Source organism: Candidatus Nitronauta litoralis (genome assembly GCA_015698285.1).
Lineage (GTDB): Bacteria > Nitrospinota > Nitrospinia > Nitrospinales > Nitrospinaceae > Nitronauta > Nitronauta litoralis.
Genome location: CP048685.1, coordinates 449989 through 475425 on the forward strand (window position 1 = coordinate 449989; position 25437 = coordinate 475425).

Annotated in this window: 21 protein-coding genes and 1 tRNA gene; 13 read left to right on the forward strand and 9 right to left on the reverse strand. The window is 45.9% G+C overall.

All coding sequences use genetic code 11. The features are described 5' to 3' along the window. The first annotated feature begins 141 nt into the window (after positions 1-141). On the forward strand, positions 142-714 hold the full coding sequence (locus tag G3M70_02000) for a formylglycine-generating enzyme family protein (GenBank protein ID QPJ60726.1): 573 nt from the start codon (positions 142-144) through the stop codon (positions 712-714). Positions 715-809: 95 nt separating this feature from the next. Here the strand turns inward: G3M70_02000 and G3M70_02005 are convergent, their stop codons facing one another. The 4 genes from G3M70_02005 to G3M70_02020 all read right to left on the reverse strand — a co-directional run bounded on the left by G3M70_02005 (position 810) and on the right by G3M70_02020 (position 4897). Beyond that, positions 810-1766 carry an aldo/keto reductase gene (locus G3M70_02005; protein ID QPJ60727.1) on the reverse strand — a complete coding sequence of 319 codons (957 nt, stop codon included), beginning with the start codon at positions 1764-1766 and terminating at the stop codon, positions 810-812. Between the two features lie 911 nt (positions 1767-2677). Then, entirely contained in the window at positions 2678-2929 is a 252-nt protein-coding gene (locus G3M70_02010; protein QPJ63677.1) for a hypothetical protein, read from the reverse strand. Between the two features lie 311 nt (positions 2930-3240). Continuing rightward, complete coding sequence (locus G3M70_02015) at positions 3241-4428, reverse strand: SUMF1/EgtB/PvdO family nonheme iron enzyme (protein ID QPJ60728.1); 1188 nt, start codon at positions 4426-4428, stop codon at positions 3241-3243. A 271-nt stretch (positions 4429-4699) separates the two neighbouring features. Beyond that, positions 4700-4897, reverse strand: a complete 198-nt coding sequence (locus tag G3M70_02020) for a hypothetical protein (GenBank protein ID QPJ60729.1) — start codon at positions 4895-4897, stop codon at positions 4700-4702. 563 nt (positions 4898-5460) lie between these two features. On the opposite strand from G3M70_02020, the gene G3M70_02025 reads away from it, so the two are divergent. From G3M70_02025 to G3M70_02040, 4 genes are all read left to right on the forward strand, one after another. Then, positions 5461-5604, forward strand: a complete 144-nt coding sequence (locus G3M70_02025; GenBank protein QPJ63678.1) for a LysR family transcriptional regulator — start codon at positions 5461-5463, stop codon at positions 5602-5604. A gap of 474 nt (positions 5605-6078) precedes the next feature. Next, positions 6079-7302, forward strand: a complete 1224-nt coding sequence (glgC, locus tag G3M70_02030) for a glucose-1-phosphate adenylyltransferase (GenBank protein QPJ60730.1) — start codon at positions 6079-6081, stop codon at positions 7300-7302. 148 nt (positions 7303-7450) lie between these two features. Then, positions 7451-8647 carry a DUF1343 domain-containing protein gene (locus G3M70_02035; GenBank protein ID QPJ60731.1) on the forward strand — a complete coding sequence of 399 codons (1197 nt, stop codon included), beginning with the start codon at positions 7451-7453 and terminating at the stop codon, positions 8645-8647. 130 nt (positions 8648-8777) lie between these two features. Beyond that, positions 8778-9926 carry a hypothetical protein gene (locus G3M70_02040; protein QPJ60732.1) on the forward strand — a complete coding sequence of 383 codons (1149 nt, stop codon included), beginning with the start codon at positions 8778-8780 and terminating at the stop codon, positions 9924-9926. Positions 9927-10016: 90 nt separating this feature from the next. On the opposite strand, the gene G3M70_02045 is transcribed toward G3M70_02040, so the two are convergent. After that, on the reverse strand, positions 10017-10550 hold the full coding sequence (locus G3M70_02045) for a hypothetical protein (protein QPJ60733.1): 534 nt from the start codon (positions 10548-10550) through the stop codon (positions 10017-10019). Between the two features lie 121 nt (positions 10551-10671). On the opposite strand from G3M70_02045, the gene G3M70_02050 reads away from it, so the two are divergent. From G3M70_02050 to G3M70_02085, 8 genes are all read left to right on the forward strand, one after another. Continuing rightward, a complete protein-coding gene (locus tag G3M70_02050) occupies positions 10672-11106 on the forward strand; it encodes a hypothetical protein (GenBank protein ID QPJ60734.1) in 435 nt (144 codons plus the stop codon). Positions 11107-11307: 201 nt separating this feature from the next. Continuing rightward, positions 11308-12498, forward strand: a complete 1191-nt coding sequence (locus tag G3M70_02055; protein ID QPJ60735.1) for a matrixin family metalloprotease — start codon at positions 11308-11310, stop codon at positions 12496-12498. Positions 12499-12807: 309 nt separating this feature from the next. Next, positions 12808-13254: a GatB/YqeY domain-containing protein gene (locus tag G3M70_02060; protein QPJ60736.1), complete on the forward strand. Its 447-nt coding sequence runs from the start codon at positions 12808-12810 to the stop codon at positions 13252-13254. 30 nt (positions 13255-13284) lie between these two features. Then, positions 13285-15072: a DNA primase gene (locus tag G3M70_02065; protein ID QPJ60737.1), complete on the forward strand. Its 1788-nt coding sequence runs from the start codon at positions 13285-13287 to the stop codon at positions 15070-15072. Positions 15073-15134: 62 nt separating this feature from the next. Then, complete coding sequence (rpoD, locus tag G3M70_02070; GenBank protein ID QPJ60738.1) at positions 15135-16901, forward strand: RNA polymerase sigma factor RpoD; 1767 nt, start codon at positions 15135-15137, stop codon at positions 16899-16901. Positions 16902-16905: 4 nt separating this feature from the next. Next, positions 16906-16979: transfer RNA gene (locus tag G3M70_02075), tRNA-Ile, on the forward strand. Between the two features lie 339 nt (positions 16980-17318). Beyond that, positions 17319-18398 carry a hypothetical protein gene (locus tag G3M70_02080; protein ID QPJ60739.1) on the forward strand — a complete coding sequence of 360 codons (1080 nt, stop codon included), beginning with the start codon at positions 17319-17321 and terminating at the stop codon, positions 18396-18398. Positions 18399-18477: 79 nt separating this feature from the next. Next, positions 18478-19713 carry an RtcB family protein gene (locus G3M70_02085; GenBank protein QPJ60740.1) on the forward strand — a complete coding sequence of 412 codons (1236 nt, stop codon included), beginning with the start codon at positions 18478-18480 and terminating at the stop codon, positions 19711-19713. Between the two features lie 225 nt (positions 19714-19938). On the opposite strand, the gene G3M70_02090 is transcribed toward G3M70_02085, so the two are convergent. From G3M70_02090 to G3M70_02105, 4 genes are all read right to left on the reverse strand, one after another. After that, on the reverse strand, positions 19939-21606 hold the full coding sequence (locus G3M70_02090) for an FAD-dependent oxidoreductase (protein ID QPJ60741.1): 1668 nt from the start codon (positions 21604-21606) through the stop codon (positions 19939-19941). An 18-nt stretch (positions 21607-21624) separates the two neighbouring features. Continuing rightward, complete coding sequence (locus G3M70_02095; protein ID QPJ60742.1) at positions 21625-22779, reverse strand: GHKL domain-containing protein; 1155 nt, start codon at positions 22777-22779, stop codon at positions 21625-21627. 582 nt (positions 22780-23361) lie between these two features. Next, the gene (locus G3M70_02100) at positions 23362-24075 is read right to left on the reverse strand and encodes a c-type cytochrome (protein ID QPJ60743.1); all 714 of its coding nucleotides are present in this window, start codon (positions 24073-24075) and stop codon (positions 23362-23364) included. A gap of 68 nt (positions 24076-24143) precedes the next feature. After that, entirely contained in the window at positions 24144-25433 is a 1290-nt protein-coding gene (locus tag G3M70_02105) for a GAF domain-containing protein (protein ID QPJ60744.1), read from the reverse strand. Between the last annotated feature and the right edge of the window lie 4 nt (positions 25434-25437).

Sequence of the window (25437 nt, forward strand, 5' to 3'; positions counted from 1 at the left end):
TTTTTTAATTAATCAGGTTTGAGCTTGTATCCTTCTTCAATTTTAAGCCATAATTATTTCATGTCTTCCAGAGTTTATTTCTGTCCCCTTTTCATCGGATTCAATTTGATGGTCTCTCCTGTGTCAGGTCAGGAAGCTGGAATGGTGAAGGTGCCTGCCGGAGACTTTCAATCCAGCGTCTCTTCCAGCAAGACTCATCTCGATGAGTTTTATATTGATGAAAGGGAAGTGACCCAGAAGGAATACGTGAACGTCATGGGTCCTCACAACTTTTACTGGAAACAGGAAAACCATCCAGCGGAACAAGTTACCTGGTTCAAAGCCCGGGACTATTGCAAAAAGGTGGGAAAACGTCTACCTACTGAAGAGGAATGGGAAAAAGCAGCGAAAGCCGGGAGCCGAACCCGTTATTTCTGGGGGAATAATCCAGACGCCTCCTATGTCTGGTTCGGCGGGCATTACGATGAGGGGCACCATCCGGTAGGCAAAAAGAAACCCAATGCTTACGGATTATTTGATACGTCGGGCAACGTCTGGGAATGGACATCCACCAAGGTTGAGGTCCACAGCAATGTCTCCAGCGAAAAAATCAAAAAGCAGGTAGCCCGTGGAGGCGCGTTCAATGTATCAGCAAACCTGGTCACCTCGACCAGCCGGCTTCTTCTCTACCCCAAAAACCGCGCATTTAATGTCGGGTTCCGCTGCGCGAAATGAACTACGTATTCCTGATAAAAAGTAAAACGGTCCGGATTAAGAAAAGTTCCCGGCAGAAGAATTGAATTTTTTCAGCTTTAAAGCTTTTCGATTCTTCAAGAGACCTTAATACCGCTGGTGGTCATATGAAACTCAGCGCTCTCCACGTTCAGTCGGTCCAGTTGATCGGCAGTCAGTGTAATATCCCCGGCGGCACAAAACTCCTTCACCTGATCCACCTTCCGTGATCCCACCACAGCGGTGATTATATTCTGTTTCTGGGTCACCCAGGCCAGGGCCACGTTGATGGGGGCCGTATTGATTTCCTGGGCAATTTCCTGAACAGTGCGCCGCACACCTTGCGATTCTCCAAGATAAGGGTGCGTATACAGGTAATACTCCCGACGGGCTTGTGCCTTTAAGGCCTCTTCATCCAACCGATCGGCCAACAGACCACGGGCACTTGGTGAATACGCCATATAACCGATGCCGGCTTTTTCACATTCCTTAATATGTTCTCCTTCATACTCGCGCTGGAGCAGGCTATAAGGAACCTGATTGGCGGTAAACATTGAAGCTTTTCCTGTCATCAAACCTATGTCCCTCGCCCGGAAATTCGAGACCCCTATGGTACGGGCCTTGCCGCTTTCTTTGAGAGCACCCATGATGTCGCACATCTTTCCGGTCTTTAACATGGTGTCTAAAAACATGCCGGGCCAGTGAACCATATACACATCCACATAATCCCGCCCAAGAGCTTTCAACGTACCCTCCAGACGCGACTGATATTCTTCGAGTTTCAAATCGGCATCTGGCCAGATTTTTGAAACGATGATGACATCATTTTTGCGAGAGCCCAGGGCTTTGCCGAGACGGCGCTCAGATTCCCCATCTCCATAACCCTCAGCGGTATCAAACGCCATGATGCCGCCCTCCAGAGCGGTCTTCACTACACGGTCCGCTTCTTCGGCCGTACACGCATCTCCCCAGGCTTCGCTGGGGGAAATCTGGCAACAACCCAGGGTCAGGGCCGTCCAGGGAATATCGAGTCCTTCAACTTTTTTTGAACGCATTATTTCAAAATTCCTTTATTAAGCCGGTGATAGCACCCCCGGCCTTCCTGGTGGATTTATTACACCAGGGGTTCGATTTCATGTTACAGCGAATACCCGGCAACATGCTGATTGATTTCCCAAAACACAGAAGCAGTCCCCATTAAGAGAACCACACCGGCCAATTTCCAACCTCTGGTAGAGAGCTTTGCATAAGCGCTTCCTGGATGGAAACAATTAAGGAGCCCGCATTTCCCTTTGACAAGCTCAGGATAAACACCGTGAAGAATCTCGCCTTTGCTTTTGATCTTCGAGTTCTGCAAAGGACTCCCTCTATTAGACGCCCTCAAAAATTCACCGCGACTCAAGTGAATAGTGGTTTCCCAGGAAAATCTGGCCTGCTGTTGGATTAGATGCATCTGCACCCTAATTTTCTTCTGGAGTTTGCATTATAACCGTTAAATTTGCCACCCAAAGCAAAATGAACCACCGATGGAAACCACAAACCCTTTATTTTTATTTGTGTATCGTAAACACACAGGATGCAAGGAAACCGCACCCGACCTACTGATTACAAATATTCAATTCAGGTTTTTGCTTTAGTTCCAGATTCTTCCTAAATCATTTATATTGTTCAGCTTTTGGAATCTCACCATTTCTCTATAGTTCCGGGAAATGATGGGAGATATTGAAGATTTCCAGGCAGGATTACACACGAATTACACCCAAAGATGGAGCTTCTTCCCCCAAAAAACAAATCAAAGTGGGTGCATCTAAGAAGAGAGGCGACAAAAAAGAAAACCAGGATGCGCATCAACCAGCTCCGGCCTGTTTAAAAGAAAATAACTTCCAGTAGACAAGTCTATTGGGAGCAAAGGATTCGTTCGTCCATTGACACGGAGCCTGCTAATGGGTGATCCCTTTGCTTTACATTATTTATAGAAAACAGATTTTATAATTTTTCCGGTCTTAATATCAATTTCGCATTCATAGGAACAAAATGAATACGCAATCAAAGAAAATGTCCAAGGAGACAATGTATTTCTTTTTTTCTTGATTTTATAATAAACATCCGCTTTTTTTGAAGTCGGCAATTCTGCCACCCACAATTGTTTACCCTCTAAATTGTAACCAAATAAGTTTTTAAACTGCTCTTCTTTTCCTAAATTTTCATTTGGGTCCAATAAAACTACAATTACATTTTTAACAATAAGAGCCTGCCTGACTTTGTATTCACATTCAATTCTTAATTCTCCATTAGAAACGGTATTTCCCTCTAAACTAACTCTTGTCATCGAAAAGGTATCCCTTTGCCAAAAAAGTTATCATCAATCCGATCAATAAGCTGGAATTGCACTTATGGGTTGAATTCGCGATTTTGATGAATGGTAGGTTGGCCCTAACCGCCTAACCCAAAGCAATAGAGATTCCTGGACCTTAATACCTCCTCCTTAATTATCAAAATTTAAGATAAAATCCTAATACAACAAATGGATTAGTTTTTGATGGGAAGGTCAGCAGCGCAACGGAAGCCAGTGCCGTCTAGACGATAGTCCGTTTCAAATCCTTTGCGCCAGGCCGGACGCAGGCTGTTCGAGTCTGTTTGCCAGGCTCCGCCTCTAAAGGTTTTTTGAACTCCTCCTCCACGTCGTTCAGAAGGGTCAGAGCGCTCAGGCCCCTGAGGGTTGTCTTTTGGACTATTCTTGTAGTATGCAATCTCGAACCAATCTGACACCCATTCATTAACATTGCCGGCCATATCATGGAGTCCAACCGGATTGGCCGGGAAGGAACCTATCGGAGCTGTGTATTCGAATCCATCCGAACTATCTTTAAAACGAAGGTTGCGGGAACAGGAACTGTCACAAAAATTTGATCTTGAGGCATCGAATTCGTTGCCCCAGTAATATTCTGTATCTGTTCCGCCACGGGCGGCATATTCCCATTCTGCTTCTGTCGGCAGACGTTTACCGGTTTTTTTGCAGTATTCGTCTGCTTCGTGCCAGGTAGCCATTTCAACTGGCCGATCGGCACCTTTAAACCGGGAAGGATTGTGCCCCATTACCGCCTGAAAATCAGCCTGGTTCACTTCAAACTTATCCATTTTAAATGGTTTCAAACAGACCTCATGGACGGGCATTTCAGATTTTGCATAATTATTGCTTCCCATCTTGAAACAGCCGCCCTTAAGCCTCACCATTTCCACAGGACCTTTTGTTTTGGCTTTGCTAATTAATATATTTTCAACTTTGGCATGCAGTTCCTGCACATAAGCATAGACTCTGGTAGGAACCCCTTTATATTGAATTTTGGTAGACTCGTGTGGAACCAGGAGCATTTGTCCAGTTTTAAGATTGAAGAGGCGGTAATAACTATTAGATTTAGAAGCCTTGCCATCCATTAATTTCTTTTCTTTATTTATCTGGCTGTCAGCAATGACGACTTTTTCATCAACAATTTCTGCTTCGAACGGTTCCGCCCCCCCCTCCACCGTAACCATTACTTTATTTCGCTTAATCACTTCTTTGGCTAAAATACGATCCACCAATTTCTGGGTTTCTTTGTATTTTTTCAGTTGAAACTTGACCTCAGCCAAAGAACGCAGGACCCGCCAGTTTTCAGGATCCATTTCCAGGGCTTTGGCGTAGTGTTTTTCCGCCTCCTGAATTTCTCCTTGGGCCAATTTAAAGTCACCTTTAAGAGTTTCATCTATCACGCTTGCAACCCCTAAAACCGGGTACATAAAAATGCTGAATATAAAAAGAAAAAGTATATTTTTAAAGAATGAAAAAGAAATGCCCATCATTATCCGGCTCCTATGATCTTCCATTTATTCTATTCCTTGGGTCAGGTTATTTTGTGTAGCCCACTTAATTGAGGGCCGAATCGGCATTCAGCTCTTTTAGAATAACACCCAGTGTTTCCTCAAGCTACTTAGCCACAAGAGTAAAATGCTAATTAAGAACCACGCCCTCTTTTCGCGCGGCCAACTCTTGCGCCCAAAAACACGTCAAGTAAACATGGGTTCCTGCATTATCCAACGGTCCAGGCTTGCGACCTGGCAATTTTATCTTTTCCATCAATTTTCCGGCGGCCCGGTAGAACGCATTTTCGAATACTCGAGCCTTTGTATTTCCGGTTGTATTGCTCAAATGCTAAGGATTCCGAAAGAGCCAAAATTTCTCCAAAAAGTTTTCAGAAAATACCAAATCAGAGCACCCGCCAAAATAACAGCAACCCGTGCCACATAATTGGACATTTCTACTCATAGAAGCCTCATGGGCGGCGAAATAATGTTACTAAGAGAAATTCAGGAATATGTATTTCGCATCCTATAAATTGTTCACACTACCAAGCTTTTCCATATTTCCGTAACACGTTTAAAAAACTCAACGGCTCCTCTATTCAGGCTGTAAAGGCACTGACTCTCAGAACAAGAAGCCTCTAACTTTAAATCCAGTCTCCTGAAAAAGAAGGGCCGGGGTGTAAGGAAGGAACCACCTCGGCCACTTGAGACCTGGACGACCAAACTCAATCTCTAAGTTTTATTTTTTCAAAGTGACTAGCAAAATAGTACTATAAAAACAATATCAATATAAATCGATAATATTTATTAAAACGTTTGATTTAAATAAACTGAGAAAGCGTTCCAATTATGAACTGGATAAACTAACATCACCTATATTGTTTTTGGGTTACAGCAAAAGAAGGAAGTATTAAGGGTGCTGCAAAGAAGCTCGGAATCGGCCAAACGGCCATCAGATCTAAAATTAAAACTCTAGAAGAAATCTTGGAACAAAACCTATTTGAAAAGAAAATAGAGCCCTCGCCCTCACAGAGTAAAAGGGTCACCCATTAGCAGGCTCCGTGTCAATGGACGAACGTGTCCCTATTCTCCAGATGTAAATTCTATAAGAAGTTAAAATTCAGTTTATCAGGCCGGAGTTGATGTTACGCATCCTGATTTTCGTACGGGTTGATATCGTTCCTTTAAATAACGACTCATCTTCATAAAATCCCGCAGTATAAGGTCAATCTAAACAGGAAACTCTACTTTAAACCGTCCAGTTTTTGGGAAGAAGGTCAATCAGCAACAAAGACCTGGGTCACTATAAACTCCAATCACCAAAAACAACCCTCTGTTCCAGTCATGACCCCAAAAAATATCTAAAACTGGAAAAAACTTCTTTCAAAAAATAACCCTGGCTCTAGTCAAAAATATACATAAGGGTGTTATGTTATTATTGTTTGATTTTCAGTGTTTTGGCCTGTCTTTTCCTGGTGTTTTTGGGTGGCCCTTCAGGTCTGTTAATACTTCAACAAAGGCGATTCAATGAAAATAATGGGAATGATTCTGGCCGGTGGGGAAGGAAGGCGGCTGTACCCTTTGACAGCAGAGCGCGCCAAACCGGCAGTCCCTTTTGGTGGAAAATACCGAATCATCGACTTTGTCCTGAGTAATTTCATCAATTCGGGAATTTATTCCATATTTGTCCTGACCCAGTTCAAATCCCAGTCCCTCACCGAACATATTCAGGAAGGTTTCCAGTTCGGAACCCTTTTACCCAATCATTTTATTCTGCCTGTTCCGGCTCAAATGCGTACGGGTGATAGTTGGTACCGGGGCACTGCCGATGCTATCCACCAAAATATCAACCTGATTGAGGATCGTGACTTTGATCTTGTTTGCGTTTTCGGTGCAGACCATATTTACAAAATGGACATCCGGCAGATGGTCTCCTTCCACAAAAGGAATGGAGCAAGGGTTACGGTTTCGGCAATCCCTGTCCCACTCGAAAAGGCAACGGAATTCGGGGTCATTCAGGTAGACGAAAAAAGCCGAATCGTTGGGTTTCAGGAAAAACCGAAAGACCCCATCCCCATTCCTGGAAGACCTGACACAGCTTATGCCTCAATGGGCAACTATATTTTTGACAAGGAGTTTCTTCTGGAGGTCCTGCACAAGGACGCAGAGGACCCAACCTCTTCACATGATTTTGGCAAAGACATTCTGCCATCACTCTACGAAAGTCAACCGCTTTATGCCTACGATTTTGCGCAAAACCGGGTCCCGGGCATTACTGAAGAAGAAATCGGATACTGGCGGGACGTGGGCACCATCCAGAGTTTCTGGGAAGCCAATATGGATTTGAGAAATGTGAAACCCATTTTCAACCTGTACAACCGTAAATGGCCTATCAAAACCGTGTCTCTCGGATTACCCCCGGCAAAATTTGTATTTAATCAAGACGGGCGACGAGGACAGGCCATCAACAGCCTGGTCGGCGAAGGCAGCATCATCAGCGGCGGTATAGTTCAGGACTCCACTTTAGGACGAGGCGTGTTTGTCGATACGGGGGCCGCGGTTATCAACTCCCTGATCATGGATCGTGTTGTGATTCATCCGGGATGCAAAATCAACCTGGCCATCATTGATAAAGATGTTGTGGTACCACCCAACACAACCATCGGCTACAATCTTGAAGAGGATAAAAAACGTTTTTACGTTGACGAAAGTTCCAATATCATCGTTATTTCCAAGGGCCACCAAATCTAGTGAGAGACTTGTATCAAAGCTGAAAAGCCGTAACAAATAATCGGAAACGTTTTTAGATCGCAATTCGAATTGCGCTCCTGTTTCCAACCGCCTCAATCTTCGCAACAATAAACCGACAGAATACTCCTTATAAAAGGTCTATTTTATTGTGCCTCAAGTTAAAACCGGACTGGAACAACTCCTGGCCCGCCCCGATCAATACCTGAAGAACAAACGGTTTGGTTTGCTCGCAAACCAGACCAGTGTCACCCCAGACCTGACCCCATCCACCAGGCTCCTTTACGATCTGCCCATTGGGGAACTTGTGAAGTTGTTCGCTCCCGAACACGGTTTTTACGGTGTGGCCCAGGATATGGAGCACGTTACCCACGAGACTGATCCGGCCACCGGCTTATCCATATTCAGTTTGTACGGGGAAGATGAAGGATCTCTGACCCCTGATGCGGCCTTGTTCGATGGGCTGGATGCGGTGATCTACGATATTCAGGATATCGGTTCGCGCTATTACACTTTCGTCTACACTCTGGCCAACTGCATGCAAACCGCAGGCAAAGCCGGTGTAGAAGTGATCGTGCTCGATAGACCAAACCCGATCAACGGAATCCAACTGGAAGGCAATATCGTGCAGGATGGATTTTTCTCGTTTGTCGGGCAATACCCGCTCCTCACACGTCACGGCATGACAGCAGGAGAACTCGCAGTCATGTTCCGGGACCATTTTAAAATTGATTGCGAATTGACCATTCTGCAGATGGAAGGCTGGCAACGCAGCATGTGGTTCGATGAAACAGGATTGCCGTGGGTCTTCCCTTCCCCCAACATGCCGACCCTGGATACGGCCACAGTTTACCCCGGCATGTGCCTCTTTGAAGGTACGCTGTTATCCGAGGGACGCGGCACCACCAAACCCTTTGAACAAATCGGGGCACCGGGTATTGATGGATTTACCCTGGCGGAAACCCTGAACAAGGTTGACCTTCCGGGAATCAAATTCCAACCTTGCAAATTCAAACCAAAATTTCAGAAACATGGCGGACTTGTTTGCAGTGGCGTTTTTCTCCACGTCACAGATCGCAATAAATTTCAACCCTGGGTCACCGGATTGGTGATGATCGAAACGTTCGCCCGCCTGTTCCCTGAAGAATTTAAATGGCGGACGGAACGATATGAATATGTAACCGACCGGCCTGCAATCGATCTTCTTTACGGCAATTCCGGGTTCCGCGAATGGATCGATAACGGGCAGCCTCTTGATTCCAATCCAAACCAGCACGATGAAGCCGAAATCAAAATTTTCAAGGATCATCGTGAGCAGTCACTCCTATACCAGGTAGTACGCCCTTAAAACTATCTACCTCCCCCCCCCCAGAACTTTAAAAAGAAACTTCATTAACGGAATGATAGAATATCGACCGTGCATTTAATATTTTGATTTCGATTCGGCCCAGTATTTTTTCCCAGTTTGAGATTTGAAAATGAAAGAGTGCCCCTACTGCAGAGAAGAAGTAAAAGACACCGCTATCAAGTGTCGGTATTGCCAGTCCATGCTTCTTCCAGATCTGGCACCACCCAAAGAAAAAGAAGACGATGATCGCAATGTCACTTATATCGTAGACCGCGGACTTCTCAGGTTCGGCAAATTCGCAGCAGCGGTCCTCGCTATTTTTATTCTGGTGGGTGCCTTTTTCTTTGGAATTGATATCAAACAAACCGTCAAAGAGTTAAAAGAATCAAAAACTGATCTATTGGAAGCGAAGGCAAACCTGGCGTCAGCTCAAACCGATATAAATAAATCAAAAGAAGCATTGGTCAATGCTCGCGATGAAGTCGCGCTGTTAAAACAGGATGTAAGTGGTCTACTGGAAGAGGCGAGAGACGACCTGGAAGCCATTGCAAAAAACCGGGCAGAATCTGACAAACATATTGATTCAATTCGTAATCTTAACCCAGATGAAAAAAGTCGATACGAAAGTGTAAAAGCCAGGGGTGCTAAAGGAGTCCGGACCGGGTCCAAGGCCGGTAACCTTTGGGAGCCGGGAGCTACAATTAAAATCGGGTTCATAGGAGGAAACGAGCGTCTTCATAAAAAAGTGCAAGAAATCGCTGTAGAATGGACAAAATATGCCAACCTGAATTTCGAATTTGTACAATCGGACGATGCTCAAATACGAATAGGATTTAAAAAAAATATGGGATCCTGGTCCTACGTAGGAACCCAAAGCCTGGCCGTTTCGAAGGACTCTCCAACCATGAACCTGGGATGGCTTACTCCCGGAGCCACCATCACACCGAAAGACAGACAACTGATCCTCTCTGAATTCGGCCACGCACTGGGTCTGATCAATGAGCACCAAAACCCGAATGCAAACATTCCCTGGGATAAAGAAAAAGTGTATGAGGTCTATTCCAAACCTCCCAACAATTGGTCCCGCCAACAAATCGATATGAATTTTTTTCGTACCACACCAGTTGAGAGTTTGCCTGACTACAGGGAATTTGATCCAAATTCAATTATGGGCTTCAACTTTCCAAAAACCTTTTTCAAGGGCGACTTTGAAATGAAACAAGGAAAGACCCTTTCAGAAAGCGACAAGGCCTTTATTGCAAAACTTTACCCTCGCTAAATCCCAAAACCAGAACCAATTCAAACATTAACAAGCTTGCAGTTGTTCTTAATATCCCCAAAGTATTTACCCGCTCTCCCTAAACTTCAATCAATCATCGTCGTCATGATCATGGTCGTGGTCTCCATGCTCACCGGCAGGTTTCACACCACTCTTAAGTTCGGCCCATCTTTCCGGTGAAAGGTGAGCATTCGCTGCACCGTATTCATAAACCAGTTCACCACCGGTATGTCCGGCATTGCCTAACGGGATCAAAGCCAGGGTTGCGACGATGCTGAAGATCAATTGAAACTTTCGTGCCTTTTTTCCGCGGCAACCTGCCAAAGCTCCAACAAACAAAATACCTGCAATCCAGGGAATCGCTTCTCCTGCTTCCTCATGGTGTTCGATAACATCTTCCGCTACAATTTTTTCAACTTTTTCTTCATCCACTTCTCCCAACTGAACCGTGACAATCGCCAGCAAGGTGTACAGGAAGGCCATACCGACCACCACGCGCCAGCCTTTATCTTCAACCCAGTTTTTTTTGATCGCATACCACAAGCCAAATCCAAAAACAGGAACGGCAAAGCCCACTGCGATCGCAAAATGTACGGTGATTGGATGGAAGGGTAAATCAAACATGGTAATCTCCTGGTTCAGGTTGTTTTCCCCAAAGTCACCCATTATTGTTTAAAAGAACATCCGGGCTTTGACCTATATTATAAGTCTTTATTTATAGTGGTTTACAATTGGTATAGGGGTTATGGACGATCCTAAAAAAGCTTATAAAGTTCTCCTCATCTTTTCCAGTGCTTTTTCCATACTGGTTGGCGTTGACCTGATAACTGATTTTTCCTCAGGAGGAAGCGGTTCTCACTTGATCGTTGAAGGGTTGCTCCTCACCATCTCAGCCGGGTTTTTCATTTACGGTGCGCGACAACTTCAGCAGGCCAATACCCGAATCCGCTCTCTCCAGCAAGACATGGACCGGCTGACAGCGGAACAGGAAGTCGGGTTTTTCCTTATAAAAGGGTTCTCGCTTAAGGAAATCTCTGACCTGCGAAACACAAAAATTAAAACCACGCAGCAGCAGGCTCAATGTATCTATCAAAAGTCGGGTCTTGCCAACCGGTCGGAACTTTCAGCATTATTTTTAGAAGACCTGCTTCCTCCACAGCCGCTGCCCTCCTCCACTTGAAATAAAAAATCTTTAATTTTTAGTGCTCTAAAATCTGGCCTTCTATCCATATCTGTTTTGGCTTGACATAATCATAAAACGTAACAAAATGGTTTCATGCACAATAAATGTATTTAAAAATACTTCGGCTTTTTAATTGCCTGTAACTTTTATAAGGGGTGGAATGTTATCAAAAGTTATAAATGAGGGAAGGGAAAAGAAATGAGTGACTACGAAGAATCTTTGAGTTCTCGATTGGAAATTGTTGAAAAACGGTTAAATGAGCTGGAAGGAAACGTGGATGGACCTGAAGGTGACGGCGAAACTCCCGAAGAATATTTTTATTGCGAGCAACCGGATGGTGATGAACCCGCTCTGGACCCCGGATTGGATGAGGGTAGAGTTTCCCTCATACGGGTCAATCGAAGCAAGTGGGTCAATGGAACCACATTAAAATATTATTTTTTTGACAGGGAATCCGACGGCCAGAGTGTTTTCCTTTCCAACGGAGGGTCCGAGTGGAGGCCCTGGACTACCACTGAAGCCGAAATGAATGTTGTGCGGCAGGCGTTCGATATCTGGAAACAGGTGGGTATCGGTCTGGAATTCAAGGAAGTCAATTCACGTCACGACGCTGATATCCGAATCGGTTTTCAACGTGGAGATGGGGCATGGTCTTATCTGGGCCGAGGGATACAGGGTAAGAGCCCAAATGCAAGGACAATGAACTTTGGCTGGGATCTGACCAGAGGGCCGCAGGAAATTGACACCGCCGTGCATGAAATCGGTCACACATTGGGATTCCCCCACGAGCACCAGAATCCCCATGCGGGCATCATATGGAATGAAGAGGCCGTTTATAGAAGCCTCAGTCGCCCTCCCAACAGGTGGTCTCGTGAAAAAACCTTTCATAATATTATCCGTAAAATACAGCCTGATACAGTGCAGGGTTCAAACTGGGATCCCGATTCGATCATGCATTACCCGTTCGGGAGGGGAATGATAAAAGAACCTGTCAGATTCCAGAATGGCCTTTCACCCAATCCCGGCCTGTCGGATCGCGATAAAACGCAGGTCAAGTTTTTCTACCCTCCCCTGGAACCCCAACACCCGGAACTCAAACCTTTCAAACCTGAATTCCTGTCTATTAATCCCGGGGAGCAAAAAAACTTTGTCATCAAACCCGAATCAACACGAAATTTTAATATCGGGACTTTTGGCGAATCTGATTCGGTTATGGTCCTTTTTGAAAATGAGGGCGGGGACCTTGAGTACCGAGCTGGAGATGACGACAGCGGAATGGATTACAACGCCAAAATCAAGTTCCGTCTGGTCAAAGGACGCGAATATGTGGTCAGGGTGAGACTGTATTACAGCAGTTCCGCCGGAGAAACTGCCCTGATGCTTTGGTAAAACCTGCTGGTTGCCCGGCATTTGGTGGTTTTAGCCAACACAATATTGGGGGGGCTCAAGCCTCCCCAATTAGGCCATTTTCTTCAACCAGGCTGATAGTGACCTCCTGTCGTTCTTTTTTCATATATCTTTAAAAAATCCCTGCCCAATCTATTGACAAACCACCTCACGGTTCCTATATTTCCTTTCTCTAGTACGTATTTAGGGGGACCTCCCACTATTCCGTATTTCCTGCAATGACCCTTTGGGCACCCGATACATTCGGGCGAACCGGGGCCTGAAATAGTTCCAAGAGACTCCCATAATACGATGGATTTGAAGCAAAAACTCCTTTCAGACCTTAAGGAGGCCATGAAGGCGAGAGACTCCCTCAAGGTCGACACCCTGCGCATCCTGAATTCGGAAATCAAGAACCGCGAGATTGAGACGCGCGAGTCTATTTCCGATGAAGAAATTCTCGGTCTGGTGACCACCCAAATCAAGAGACGAAAGGAAGCTGCAGCCCAATATGAAAAGGGAGGACGAGCCGACCTAAAGGAGAAAGAGGAAAAAGAAACAGATATCCTTTCGGCTTATCTGCCAAAACAGGCTACCGACGAGGAGTTACGGCAACGCATCAATGAAATCGTTGAGGAAACCGGGGCAAAGGGAATGAAGGACATGGGGAAAATCATGAAACCCCTGGCAGCAGAATTTAAAGGCAAGGCAGATGGCAGTCGACTTAAAACCCTGGTCCAGGAAAGATTGACCAGCTAATTCAGGTTTTCAATTCAACATTGAGAAACATTGAAATCTTTTATTCCTGAGCACATTCTAGAAGAAGTTCGAAGCCGGGCAGATATTGTTGAAGTGATCTCTGACTACGTCCCACTTAAAGCTGCCGGTAAAAATTTCAAAGGCCTCTGTCCGTTCCATCAGGAGAAAACCCCCTCCTTTACTGCAAATCGTGAAAAACAGATTTACCACTGTTTTGGCTGTGGTGCAGGCGGAAATGTGTTTCGTTTCCTCATGCAGATGGAAGACTTACCCTTTATTGAATCCGTTCGCAGGCTGGCGGCCCGCTTCCAGGTCACCATCCCGGAAACCTCGAAATCACTGGGCAATGCAGAAGCCTGGAACAAGAAAGAGGTCATTTACAAACTGAACGCGGAAGCGGCTGACTACTACCACGGCCTTCTCTTGAACTCAGTGGGAGGAAAAAAAGCTCGCGACTATCTTGAAGAACGCGGGATCAATCGTGAAACACTGGAAAAATTCAAACTCGGCTGGGCACCCGATGAATGGCGCGGTCTCAAGACCCACCTCGAATCCAAAGAAAAAATTTCCGCTGACATCCTTGTTAGCGCCGGATTGTTGGTCAAAAAAGAAAAAGAAGGTGGAAAGGATTCGCACTACGACCGGTTTCGCGGTCGTTTGATGTTTCCCATTTTTGAAGGCCAGAATCGAGTTATCGGTTTTGGCGGTCGCGTCCTTGGCGAAGGAGAACCCAAGTACCTCAATACTTCTGAGACTCCTGTTTATAAAAAAGGACAGCATCTTTACGGGCACCACCTTTCGAAAGATGCGTTTCGCAAACAGGACAAGGCCTTAATCGTTGAAGGCTATTTCGATGTCATCCAGTGCCACCAGGCTGGTATCAAAAATGCTGTTGCCACTTGCGGAACAGCACTGACTCCCGCCCAGGGATTATCTATAAAACATTACACAGCCAACACGGTACTGGTGTTCGACTCCGACCCAGCCGGGAAAGCGGCCGCGGACCGGGGTTTTGAAATCCTTACAAACCAGGGACTTAATGTCCATGTGGTGGCTTTGCCAAATGGGGAAGACCCGGACTCCTATCTTAAAAAAGGTCAGCGGGAAGTTTTTGAAAAAATGATTGAGCAGGCACCTCCCTTCTTAACGTATCGTTTGGACCGTGCCCGCGAAGAGACAAACGACAACAGTCTGGACGGCAAAATCAACGTAGTCAACAAACTGCTCCCCTTTCTGGCCAAGGTTCCAAATCCGGTGGAGCGCACCGAGTGGGTCAGGCAGATTTCCGAAAAACTCGATATCAATGACCGGGCGTTCCTCGAACAACTCAAGAACACGTTGGCACAAAACCGGACAAGGGTTGAGGCTCCTCGTGAAACTGAAGAATCCGCCTCAGGGTTTGACACCGAATTTTTTCTTCTACAACTCATGCTTTCCGGGGAAGAATTGGCTCGCGATATCAGGCGCCAGGTAAAAATTGAGGAATTCGATCAATCGCGTTACCGTGAACTGGCCCAAAAATCTTACGAGATGCTGGATGAAGGGGAGATTCTGAGGGTTGACCGCCTGCTCGACCGGGTCGAAACACCAGAATCAAAATCCGAACTGGCTCGCCTTGCCATTGAGCCTCTGGAGTTCGACAATCCGGCACGGGCCATTGTGGAATGCGTCACGACTTTGAGAAAGCGACCCTATCGGGACCGGTTGAAAACCCTGCAAATGGAAAGGCAGATCGCTTTTCGAGAAAATCAGCAGGAAAGACTTGAGGAATTGAACAGAAAAGTACATGAAATCAAAGAAACTTTAATCCCAGGATGAGGTTTTTGCATCCAATATTAACAGGTTACCCATTTATTAAAGTCCAAGGAGACTAAGAGTTTATGTCCAACGCTGACAAAATCGCGGACGTATCCGAAATCAATCAGCTCATTACCATTGGTAAGGAAAAGGGTTATCTGACCTATGAAGAGGTCAATGACGTGTTACCTTCCAACCTGGTGGCCCCGGACCAGATCGACGACCTGATGCACCTGTTTGGTGAAAACGAAATCGATATCGTCGACACGGCAATGAAAGGGGAAAAAGCTGCGAACACCGGAGATACGGAAACAGAAGAAGAGGCTCCGGCAGAAGAAGCCGCTCCAGAGGCAAAACCGGATAATGTCAGTATCGACGATCCGGTCCGTATGTACCTTCGGGAGATGGGCACCATTTCCCTGCTCACACGTGAAGGTGAAGTCGAAATCGCCAAACGTATCGAAGCCGGGCAAAACGAAGTGATAAACGCTGTGGCCAATTGCTCTGTAACTCTGCATGAACTGCTCCATCTTGTTGAGGTATTGAAAAAAGGAGAGGCCAACGTTTTTCATATAGTGAATGCCGGAGATCCCGAAGCGAAAAAAGAGCCTTCTGAAAAAGACGAAATCAAACGGTTGACCAAAAACATCAAGGAACTGGTCAAGGTTCACGAAAAACTGGAAAAGGCTGCCAAAAAGGCAGCGACACCAAAGCTTTCAGCCAAAATGAAAGCAAAGTGGGATAAAGAAGTCGCCGACACAGCAAAAAAACTGGACGACACCTTCTTCAACATGAACCTGAGCCTCAATTACATGGACCTTATTATCGAAAGGATCTATGAAATCGCCGCCCAGATTCGCGAAGCAGGAAAACCAGAACGGCTGATCGAAAAAGAATTGAAAATGCCGCTAGCTGAAATTAAGAAACTGGCCAAAAACTGGGCAAAACAAAAAAGTGTCAAACTTCCCCAGGGCAAAGTGGTCACCAAAAAGCAATACGACGAATATTACAAGGTTGCGCAATCCACACGCCGGAAAGTCCGGAAAATTGAACGTGAAACCAACAGCACCAAAGACGCACTTTTGTCCACCGTTCGCACCATTGCGCGCGGTCGGGTTAAAGACAAAACCGCCAAGCGCGAACTTGCGGAAGCCAACCTGCGTCTGGTTGTTTCCATCGCAAAAAAATACACCAACCGGGGACTGCAGTTTCTTGACCTGATTCAGGAAGGTAACATCGGCCTGATGAAAGCAGTCGACAAATTTGAATACCGTCGCGGTTACAAATTCAGCACCTATGCCACCTGGTGGATTCGCCAGGCCATCACCCGCGCCATTGCGGATCAGGCGAGAACGATTCGTATTCCAGTCCATATGATTGAAACCATCAACAAGCTGATCAGGGTTTCACGTCATCTGGTGCAGGAACTGGGACGTGAACCTACCCCGGAAGAGATCGCGGTGAAAATGAGCCTGCCTGTAGACAAGGTACGTAAAGTGCTCAAGATCGCGAAAGAACCGATCTCTCTTGAAACTCCAATTGGTGAAGAAGAGAACAGTCATCTTGGGGATTTCATTGAAGACAAAAAAGTTCTGTCCCCCATCGACGCCGTGGTGAAAAAGAATTTGAAAGATCAGACCCTGCGCGTCCTGTCTACCCTGGCACCGCGGGAGGAAAAAGTACTGCGCAAACGGTTTGGCATCGGTCTCGACTCCGAACATACATTGGAAGAAGTCGGACAGGATTTTGCCGTCACCCGTGAACGCATACGGCAGATCGAAGCGAAAGCCTTGCGCAAATTGAGGCACCCAAGCCGTAGCAAAAAACTGAAAAGTTTCATCGAAGGATAAATCAGGGCCCATAGCTCAGTTGGTTAGAGCCCCCGGCTCATAACCGGTCGGTCCCTGGTTCGAATCCAGGTGGGCCCATTTATATATGAAAAGGCCTGGCAGTTTCTGCCGGGCCTTTTTTTATGGGGGCAGGTGATTTTTCCCTTCAAAAAATGATTTTCAAGGTTCAATTATGTTGAAAAATTTCCAGCTATCCCATCCATAGATCTATCCCTTAATCCATCTAAAAAAGAAATCGCGGCATATGTCGAGATTTTAAAAAAGTGTATACATTTTTACGAAGAGCCACTGCAACAAAACAATCCAGATCTCTGGACTTACTCCTGCATGGTACAAATACTTGAAAAAATAGCAAAACTAACATAGAAGTAAACTTTCGATATTATTTCATCAAACCTTATTTGCGAGGACAGAACAATGAAAAGAGCGTTGGTGATGTCTGGTGGTGGAGCAAGAGGATCTTTTCAGGTAGGGATGCTGGAAGAGTTGGTAATCAATCAGGGACTGGACTTTGAAGTCATCCGGGGAGTGAGCGTTGGAGCGCTGAACGCAAGCTTTTTATCACAAGCCAATTTTATTGAAAACGATCCGGGATCTGTTGAGAATTTAAAAAATGAAGTCAGGGCTCTAAAAAGTCTATGGCTTGATGATGTTGAGGGCAACCAGAGTGTTTATTCGAATCGCGCGGGCTTTGCAGGTCTGATCGCTGGCGGCGATAGCCTTTATTCATTGAAACCGCTTCGAACCCTTTTGGATGAGAAACTCGATATAGATCGGGTCGAAGCCTCAAATCGCAAATTTAAAGTTGGAACTGTCTCTCTCGTATCCAGCCTTTACCAGGAATGGGGCCCAGGGGACAACGAATTTTTTGAAAAGATAATGGCATCTGCTTCCATTCCGGTCGTATTTCCTTTTGTGGACGTGCCCAGTGAAGAAGATGTGCTCGTGGATGGAGGCGTTCGCAACATCACTCCTTTATCCAGTGCCTTCAAGGAACAACCTGATGAAATTTATGTGCTGCTCACCAGTCGACTGGAAAAAAAACCTGACGGCTTGCCTTCTTCAGGAGCGGAGCATCACAGTTATAAAAAATGGAACGACAACTGGCTCGGCACAAGTGTGGGTGGGCTGGATGTTCTGGAGCGCACTTTGGATATTCTCACCGATGAAATTTATTTGGAAGATATAAAAAGCGCTAAAAACTGGAACACTGTTGCTGAAGCCATAAATACCCTGGAAAATATTCAGAAGGCGACTCAGGGGATTCCGGATGAAATCAACAACGGAATCACAAACGTAGTCAAAGCTCTGCAGGATGTACACAAGAGGAAGGTGAAAATTTACGTACTGGCCCCTCAGGTCTGGTTCGATGAAAATGCTGAGGAAGGAAATAAAAACTCTTCCACCAAGTTTTCACCCCGGTTGATTGAAAAAGCCATCGAACATGGGAAAGAAATAGCTGCAGACCGAAGCCAATGGTTGATGGGAGGAAATTAAATTTTAATCAGTAGTCTCGATGTAAATTTTTCTGACGATCCAAAACAAACAAAGGGACTCTGGCAAGAAATTGTGACTCATGACCGCCGATAACTTTAATGTAATTCATTCTAACAAAGGGGTTCCCATTAAGGCATGGACCAAAGGGGTCCCACTGGAAGAGGCGGCAGAGCAACAGTTGAAGAATGTCGCAAAAATGCCATTCGTTTTTCGTCATGTTGCGGTGATGCCAGATGTCCATTGGGGCCTGGGAGCGACCATCGGCAGCGTAATTCCAACTTCCGGTGCAATCATTCCAGCAGCTGTGGGAGTGGATATCGGGTGCGGCATGATGGCGGTGCAGACCAGTTTGAAAGCGGACTCACTGCCAGACAACCTGAAAGAAATGCGTATCAACATCGAAAAAACCGTGCCTCATGGTCGAACCAATAACGGCGGACCGGGGGACCGGGGTGCATGGTCGAACATTCCCGATGCCCAGGCCGAGGTTTGGCAAAACCTGGAAACGGATTATAAGGAGATCGTCAGCCGACATCCGAAGATTGGAAAGCGCGGACCAAATCACGTCAACCATCTGGGAACACTCGGCGGTGGAAACCATTTCATTGAAGTGTGCCTGGACGAAGAAGATCAGGTCTGGTTCATGTTGCACAGCGGATCCCGCGGAATTGGCAACCGGATCGGGACATACTTCATCGACCTGGCAAAGCAGGATATGCGTCGATGGTTTATCAACCTGCCGGATACAAACCTGGCGTACTTTGCTGAGGGCAGCGATCATTTCGACGATTATGTTTTTGCAGTTGGCTGGGCGCAGAACTTTGCGCGAATCAACCGGGAACTCATGATGCAGGCGGTGATTGCGGCGGTGAAGAAAACTGCCGGAGTTCCAGCTTTTGAGGCCAAAGTCAAAGCCGTGAATTGTCATCACAACTATGTCGAACGGGAAAGCCATTTCGGCAAAAACGTACTCGTCACCCGTAAAGGTGCAGTACGCGCAAGGAAGGGTGACCTCGGCATTATTCCGGGAAGCATGGGTGCAAGTTCCTTTATCGTTCGAGGACTGGGCAATGATGAAAGTTTTCATAGCTGCAGTCACGGTGCTGGCAGGATTATGTCCCGCGCGGCAGCAAAAAAGAAGTTCACTGTCCAGGACCACATTGATGCCACTGAAGGCGTTGAATGCCGAAAGGATGCCGATGTGATCGATGAAACACCTGCAGCTTACAAAAGCATTGACGATGTGATGGAAGCGCAGAAGGACCTGGTGGAAATTGTCCATAAACTGCACCAGGTGGTTTGTGTAAAAGGGTAGTTATAAAATGAGAGTGGCGACCAGTGAGTGACGACATGATAATGATAGATGGCTCTCAGGGTGAAGGCGGGGGGAAGGGAGCTTTTCGACAACACTGCCTTCAATGCACACCCTGACAAACAAAGAGGTCATTCAGAAATTTCTCGATATCCCGATAGAGTTTCATCAGGAGTCCGAGTCTTTCTGGAGGGTTCAAATTGGTTAGAAGTTTGTCCCGGGATATTTTTATATATCCCGGGACATTTTCCATGTCTTGTAGGCGCCAGATAGATTTTTAACTTTATACCCGTGCAGAGCCAGCTGGCGGCAAGCGAAATAGGATCGCTGGCCCGATTGGCAATACACGATAATTTCATTTTCTTTTGGCAACTCCTGCATCCTCTCATGTAGCTCTGGAAGAGGAACATGCAGAGAGGGTTCAATACAACCCTCAGCACGTTCCATGGTGTCACGAACATCCAGCAACACATGGCCTTTTCCCAACAAGTCCTCCAACTCATCCCAATGCGCATTTCTTACATCGCCACGGACCACATGCTGGGCTACCATTCCGGCAAGATTAACCGGGTCTTTGGCTGAACCAACCGGTGGAGCATAAGCCAGTTCAAGATCCTCAAGGTCATGCACTGTCATTCCCGCTTTAATCGCAGTCGCCAAGACATCGATTCTTTTGTCGACTCCGTCCTTTCCAAGAGCCTGCGCCCCCAGAATTTTTCCGTTTTTTGGATCAAATAATAATTTCATGGCAATGGAGTGCGCACCGGGATAATAGGATGCGTGTGATGGCGGATGAAGATAAACTTTCTCAGATGGTATGTTTAATCGGCGCAACGTTTTTTCACTCGCACCGGTACAAGCCGCAACGCAATCAAAAATCCTCAATACAGCGGTGCCCAGAGTCCCCGGGTATTTCATGGACCCTCCAAAAATATTTTCAGCGACTATTCGTCCCTGCCGATTGGCAGGCCCCGCCAGGGGCACCATCACTTTTTCTCCTGTGACAAAATCTCGGACCTCAATGGCATCACCTATGGCCCAGATATTCCCGTCACTGGTACGCAGAGTGTCGTTCACCACTATCCCGCCGCGGGCGCCTGTTTGCAATCCTGCCTTTTTGGCCAGCTCAGATTCGGGCTTCACCCCAACACCCAAAATCACCAAATCTGCTGTCAACCGTTTGCCACTGTTAAGTACAACGACGGTCTGCCCATTTTCATCAGCCACGAGGGAATCGAAATGAGACACCCCATCACCAAGATGCAGGTCCACATTGTTCTTTTTGATTTCCTGGTGAAGACCTGCGGCCATTTCGGGATCGAAAGGAGCCATCACCTGAGGGAGGGCTTCAACTATAGATACCTGAAGACCCCGCCTGTGCAATTGTTCTGCTATTTCCAGGCCAATGAATCCCCCTCCTACGACAACCGCTTTATGGGTATCCGGCAGATCGACCCTTTTCAGAATTGCTTCAGCATCGGGGATGGACCTCAACGAAAAATGATCGGGATGATGGATTCCCGGAATGGGAGGTTTGATAGGGCTTGCACCTGTGGATATGATTAATGCGTCGTATTTTTCCGTATATTCCTTTCCCTTTACATTATCCAAAACACGGATACTTTTTTCGGCAGGATTAATTTCTACCACTTCGGTCATCACCCGCACATCGAGATTGAATCTTGACCGAAGGCCTTCTGGTGTTTGCACCAGGAGGTCTGCCTTATTCTTGATTTCTCCGCCTATAAAATAGGGAAGGCCACAGTTTGCAAAAGAAACATGCGGACCCCGTTCAAATAGGATAATTTCAGCCTCCTCGGAAAGTCGCCGGGAATGAGCGGCCGCAGTAGCTCCACCGGCAACACCTCCAATGATCAATATCCGCTTTGCTGTCAAAACGCCCCCGTCATAATTTTACTGAGATTCAAAAAATCCTGCTTTTTTCATGATAATTTTAGCTGGAAAAGAAATAGAGACCGTGGTCCCCTGCCCTCCTTGCGATTTCAGGTCAATCGATCCACCATACTTTTCCACCAGGCGCTTTGTGATGCTCAGGCCAAGCCCGGTTCCTTCCCCCTGCATCTTGGTTGTAAAAAATGGATTAAAAACCCTTCGCAACGTTTCCCGTGTCATCCCTGGGCCATTATCACTAATAATAATCGTCAGGACCCCATTGGATTCTCTACCATGAATCTTAATCCTCCCACAACATTCCATGGCCTGTACGGCATTGTTTAAAATGTTCATCCAGATTTGTTGAATCTCTTCAAAGTCACCCTCAATTTTTGGCAGGGATGAGATATCCGTTTCCACCTCGATACTGTTTTTTTCCAGGGGCAGAAGAATCAAATTCAATGCTTTCTTTAAAGTTTCCTCTATGTCAATCAATTCCGGAGCCCCTGCCCCCTTCCCTTGAACATAACCTGAAAATTCTGCAAACTTCTTTCCAATTCTGGAGGAAAGTTTTGCCACCCTGGAAGCAAAATCCCTCATTCTCCCTATATCCTGCTCCTTTTCCATAGCCTCGGCAAAACTCAATATGGAATGAAGCGGGTTATTGATTTCATGTGAAATTCCAGCGACCAAAGTTTTGAGACTGGCAATGTTTTCCGCCTGCGTCATTCGATCCAGAAAATGTTTTTCCCTGGTGAGGTCATTAAATATCAGACCTCGACAGGAATTATTATTGAACTCCAAAGCAAAGACCTGATAAGTGAATATTTTCTCTCCTAATGTGATAACCGATGGCGGGTTTTCAGAATTTTTTTGGTGATGCGATCCTTTCAAGGGATCCCGCGTTTCTATGCTGGCGGAAGAATGAACACGTGATTCTTTATGGGTATCTTTATTTAAAGTGCAAAGTTCCCCTTGTAATTCAGATTCAAGAAACTCCCACTGTTCTTTCGAAATTTCCAATACATCTCTCAATGGACTTCCTATAAAGTCAGAAGTCCGCCTTTCCATAAATTTTCCGAAACCTGTATTGACGAACTCCACTTTCAGATCCCGATTAACAATCAGAATAAGATTGTTGATTTGAGAAACAATGGATTCATGAATATCAGTCAAAGGGCACCCATTTGAGTTTCAGGTTGAAAAAATCGTCAATTTACCAACTGACGTATGAATAGAACCATTTGCCAGATTTGTTTGTTTTTCATATTGTTGCAGGCTGGCATATCGGTTCCTTTAGAACCGTTTTTAATCACTCAGAACAATTGTCCGTCCGTCAATCCCTTCATGATTTTGGAGCATGTAAAGTTTCTGGGAGGTGGAACCATATTGACAGCTTTATATCCCTTCCCATCCCCTTTTATTCCATGACAATGTTTAGCCAGTGGTTTGGCCCTGCTTGTAAAAAGTGACTTTCCTTTCCTGACAGCCTTTTTAGCAGGCTCCAATCTGAAATTTGCTTCCTGCCCACATTAAGTCGGGAGCCTTGAGATTGAATCGGGAATCCGGCTTTCCTTCAAGCCGATGGGAGTTGGAACATTGATTTTCAACCAACTGTTTTCCCAAGTCACCTGCAAATCCTGGTATCGGACCGATAATTAAGATTCCAGAGACGGTTACCCAGGTTAAGAGGCAAGAGAAGATTGTTTTTAAAATCATGACTCCGCCCCTCCAACTAAAACAAAAAATACCATGCAACTAATTATTAATAAATTGGCGAAGGTATAAAACCAATTTCCAGATTGACTCATCTTCCAAGTACCCAAAAGCTGGCATTCCTGTTCCCTCAGAACCATTTTTTATGATCCAGAATAATTGTCCGTCGCTGATTTCCTTCATGGTTTCCTGGCAGGTGAAATTCCGGGGCGGAGGATTTAAGCCCATTCCCATTCGACCTCTTCCATCGCCATTCACTCCATGGCAAATGGCACAGGAAGGTTCTACCTTTTGATGAAACAGCAACCGACCCTGTTCAATATTTTCAGAATTGGCTTCCATGGGATTTCTCATATCTAGAAATTGTGAAGGAGCCGAAGTGGTTTGACGTTCCTGGGGGCATTGGGCAGAACCCTCCGATCCCATTTGGTGGTGGCGGCCATGCATCCCGTGCCTTCCGCGACCTCGGTGTTTCTTTCCGTGCCCGCAACCCTCTTCTTCTGTTTCCATTGCATCGGGACCGCACCCACCATGCCGATGAGCCAAAAACTCGTATATGTCCTTTTTATTTTCCCTTATCGACTCAACCTTTTCGGTAAAAAAACTTTCCTCACCTTCAAGCTGACACATATTGTTGGGCTTTAGGTTGCAGGCAATTCCCCCAAATGATGACCCGGGTTCCACAACCAAAAAAAGCATCCCCAAAGCGACCAGAAATACTGAATTTTTTATTAACCCTATATGTTTTGTTTTCATCTTTTCCTCATTTCGAACGGAAATTCTAAAAAATCTGAAATTAAATTCCTTTAAACAACATTTAAACTTCAGTCCATGGGCAAAGTGAAAAAGAACGTACTCCCCTCGTCTAGTTTGCTGGACGCGCCAATACTGCCACCATGCAACTGGATCAGCTTTTTAGCAATTGCCAACCCCAGACCAGTTGATTTTTCCCCTCCTGTTGGCCGGGCCGAGAGTGTTTGAAATTCTTTAAACAATAGCTTTTGATCCTCCTCAGAAATTCCGGGCCCCTGGTCCTTGACAGAAAACCGGACATTATTTCCTTCCATTTCTGTCGTCACAACCACTTTTGTTTCCGGTGGAGAGAATTTGATGGCATTGGTCAGAAAATTTCCCACGACCTGTGTGATGGCGCTGCTGTCAAAGGAAATGGGTGGAATATCTCCCAATTTTGGAATCAGGCTTATATTTTTTTTGCTCGCAAACAATTCACTCAGCTCAATCTGTTGCCGGGCAGTCGTATTTAAATCCTGGACTTTTTTCTCCAGTTCAATTTTTCCACTTTCAATTTTGGAAACATCGAGCAGGTTTTCCAGGAGGTTTTTCATGAAATCACTGGCATTAAATATTTTCCCCAGTAACTCTTTTTGCCTCGAGTTAACATCCCCCACGCTGCCTTCTTTCATAACCTCACTGAAAGACCGAATAAGATACAAAGGGTTTCTAAGATCATGCGAGGCAATACCCAGGAATTTATTTTTCATCTCATTCAATGATTTCAGTTCTTCATTTTTCCTTTTAATATCCTCTTCCCTTTGCCTGGAGACGATTGCATCTCCTATCAAACCACCGATCGAAAGCAGGATCTCCTGGCTCCGGCAATACCATGGAGGATTCTCGTCTGTATAAAGAAACAAGACTCCAAGAGTTTTACCCGAACTTTTCAAGGGAACTATATAATGCCCATGCGCGGTCATTCCCTCGAATCGATTTTCATGCCTGCTGTCCGAAAAACAGTTGTTACTGATAATCATTTCTCCGGACACTACAGCCCGCCCACACAGACAATTGCCATAGGGGATCTCTTTCTCCTTTTCGAGAAATTCATCGGAAAACTCCCCTATCGTGCTGAACAGGCGAAGAACACGCTGTTCCTCATCTGCGAGAAAGATCCCTGCCTTGCACTCCACCTCCAACTCACGGAATCGGGTCAGCGTGATCATCACCGTTTCCAGCATTTCCTGAATCCCTTCTGCGTTGTGCAGAATTTTGGCAACTTCGTGGAGAACCCGATACTCCTCAGTTCTCTGGCGAATCTCCTCCTCTGCAGATTCGATTTTATCTGTGCTTTTTTCAATTTTGTTGACGGGGTCCATCGCA

What these genes read in the sequence shown, in the direction of transcription:
- G3M70_02050 (QPJ60734.1), top strand. Translation starts at nt 10,672, where the DNA reads ATGGACGATCCTAAAAAAGCTTATAAAGTTCTCCTCATCTTTTCCAGT.
- rpoD (QPJ60738.1), top strand. Translation starts at nt 15,135, where the DNA reads ATGTCCAACGCTGACAAAATCGCGGACGTATCCGAAATCAATCAGCTC.
- G3M70_02000 (QPJ60726.1), top strand. Translation starts at nt 142, where the DNA reads ATGGTGAAGGTGCCTGCCGGAGACTTTCAATCCAGCGTCTCTTCCAGC.
- G3M70_02100 (QPJ60743.1), bottom strand. Translation starts at nt 24,075, where the DNA reads ATGAAAACAAAACATATAGGGTTAATAAAAAATTCAGTATTTCTGGTC.
- G3M70_02005 (QPJ60727.1), bottom strand. Translation starts at nt 1,766, where the DNA reads ATGCGTTCAAAAAAAGTTGAAGGACTCGATATTCCCTGGACGGCCCTG.
- G3M70_02085 (QPJ60740.1), top strand. Translation starts at nt 18,478, where the DNA reads ATGACCGCCGATAACTTTAATGTAATTCATTCTAACAAAGGGGTTCCC.
- G3M70_02105 (QPJ60744.1), bottom strand. Translation starts at nt 25,433, where the DNA reads ATGGACCCCGTCAACAAAATTGAAAAAAGCACAGATAAAATCGAATCT.
- G3M70_02045 (QPJ60733.1), bottom strand. Translation starts at nt 10,550, where the DNA reads ATGTTTGATTTACCCTTCCATCCAATCACCGTACATTTTGCGATCGCA.
- G3M70_02040 (QPJ60732.1), top strand. Translation starts at nt 8,778, where the DNA reads ATGAAAGAGTGCCCCTACTGCAGAGAAGAAGTAAAAGACACCGCTATC.
- G3M70_02080 (QPJ60739.1), top strand. Translation starts at nt 17,319, where the DNA reads ATGAAAAGAGCGTTGGTGATGTCTGGTGGTGGAGCAAGAGGATCTTTT.
- G3M70_02055 (QPJ60735.1), top strand. Translation starts at nt 11,308, where the DNA reads ATGAGTGACTACGAAGAATCTTTGAGTTCTCGATTGGAAATTGTTGAA.
- glgC (QPJ60730.1), top strand. Translation starts at nt 6,079, where the DNA reads ATGAAAATAATGGGAATGATTCTGGCCGGTGGGGAAGGAAGGCGGCTG.
- G3M70_02060 (QPJ60736.1), top strand. Translation starts at nt 12,808, where the DNA reads ATGGATTTGAAGCAAAAACTCCTTTCAGACCTTAAGGAGGCCATGAAG.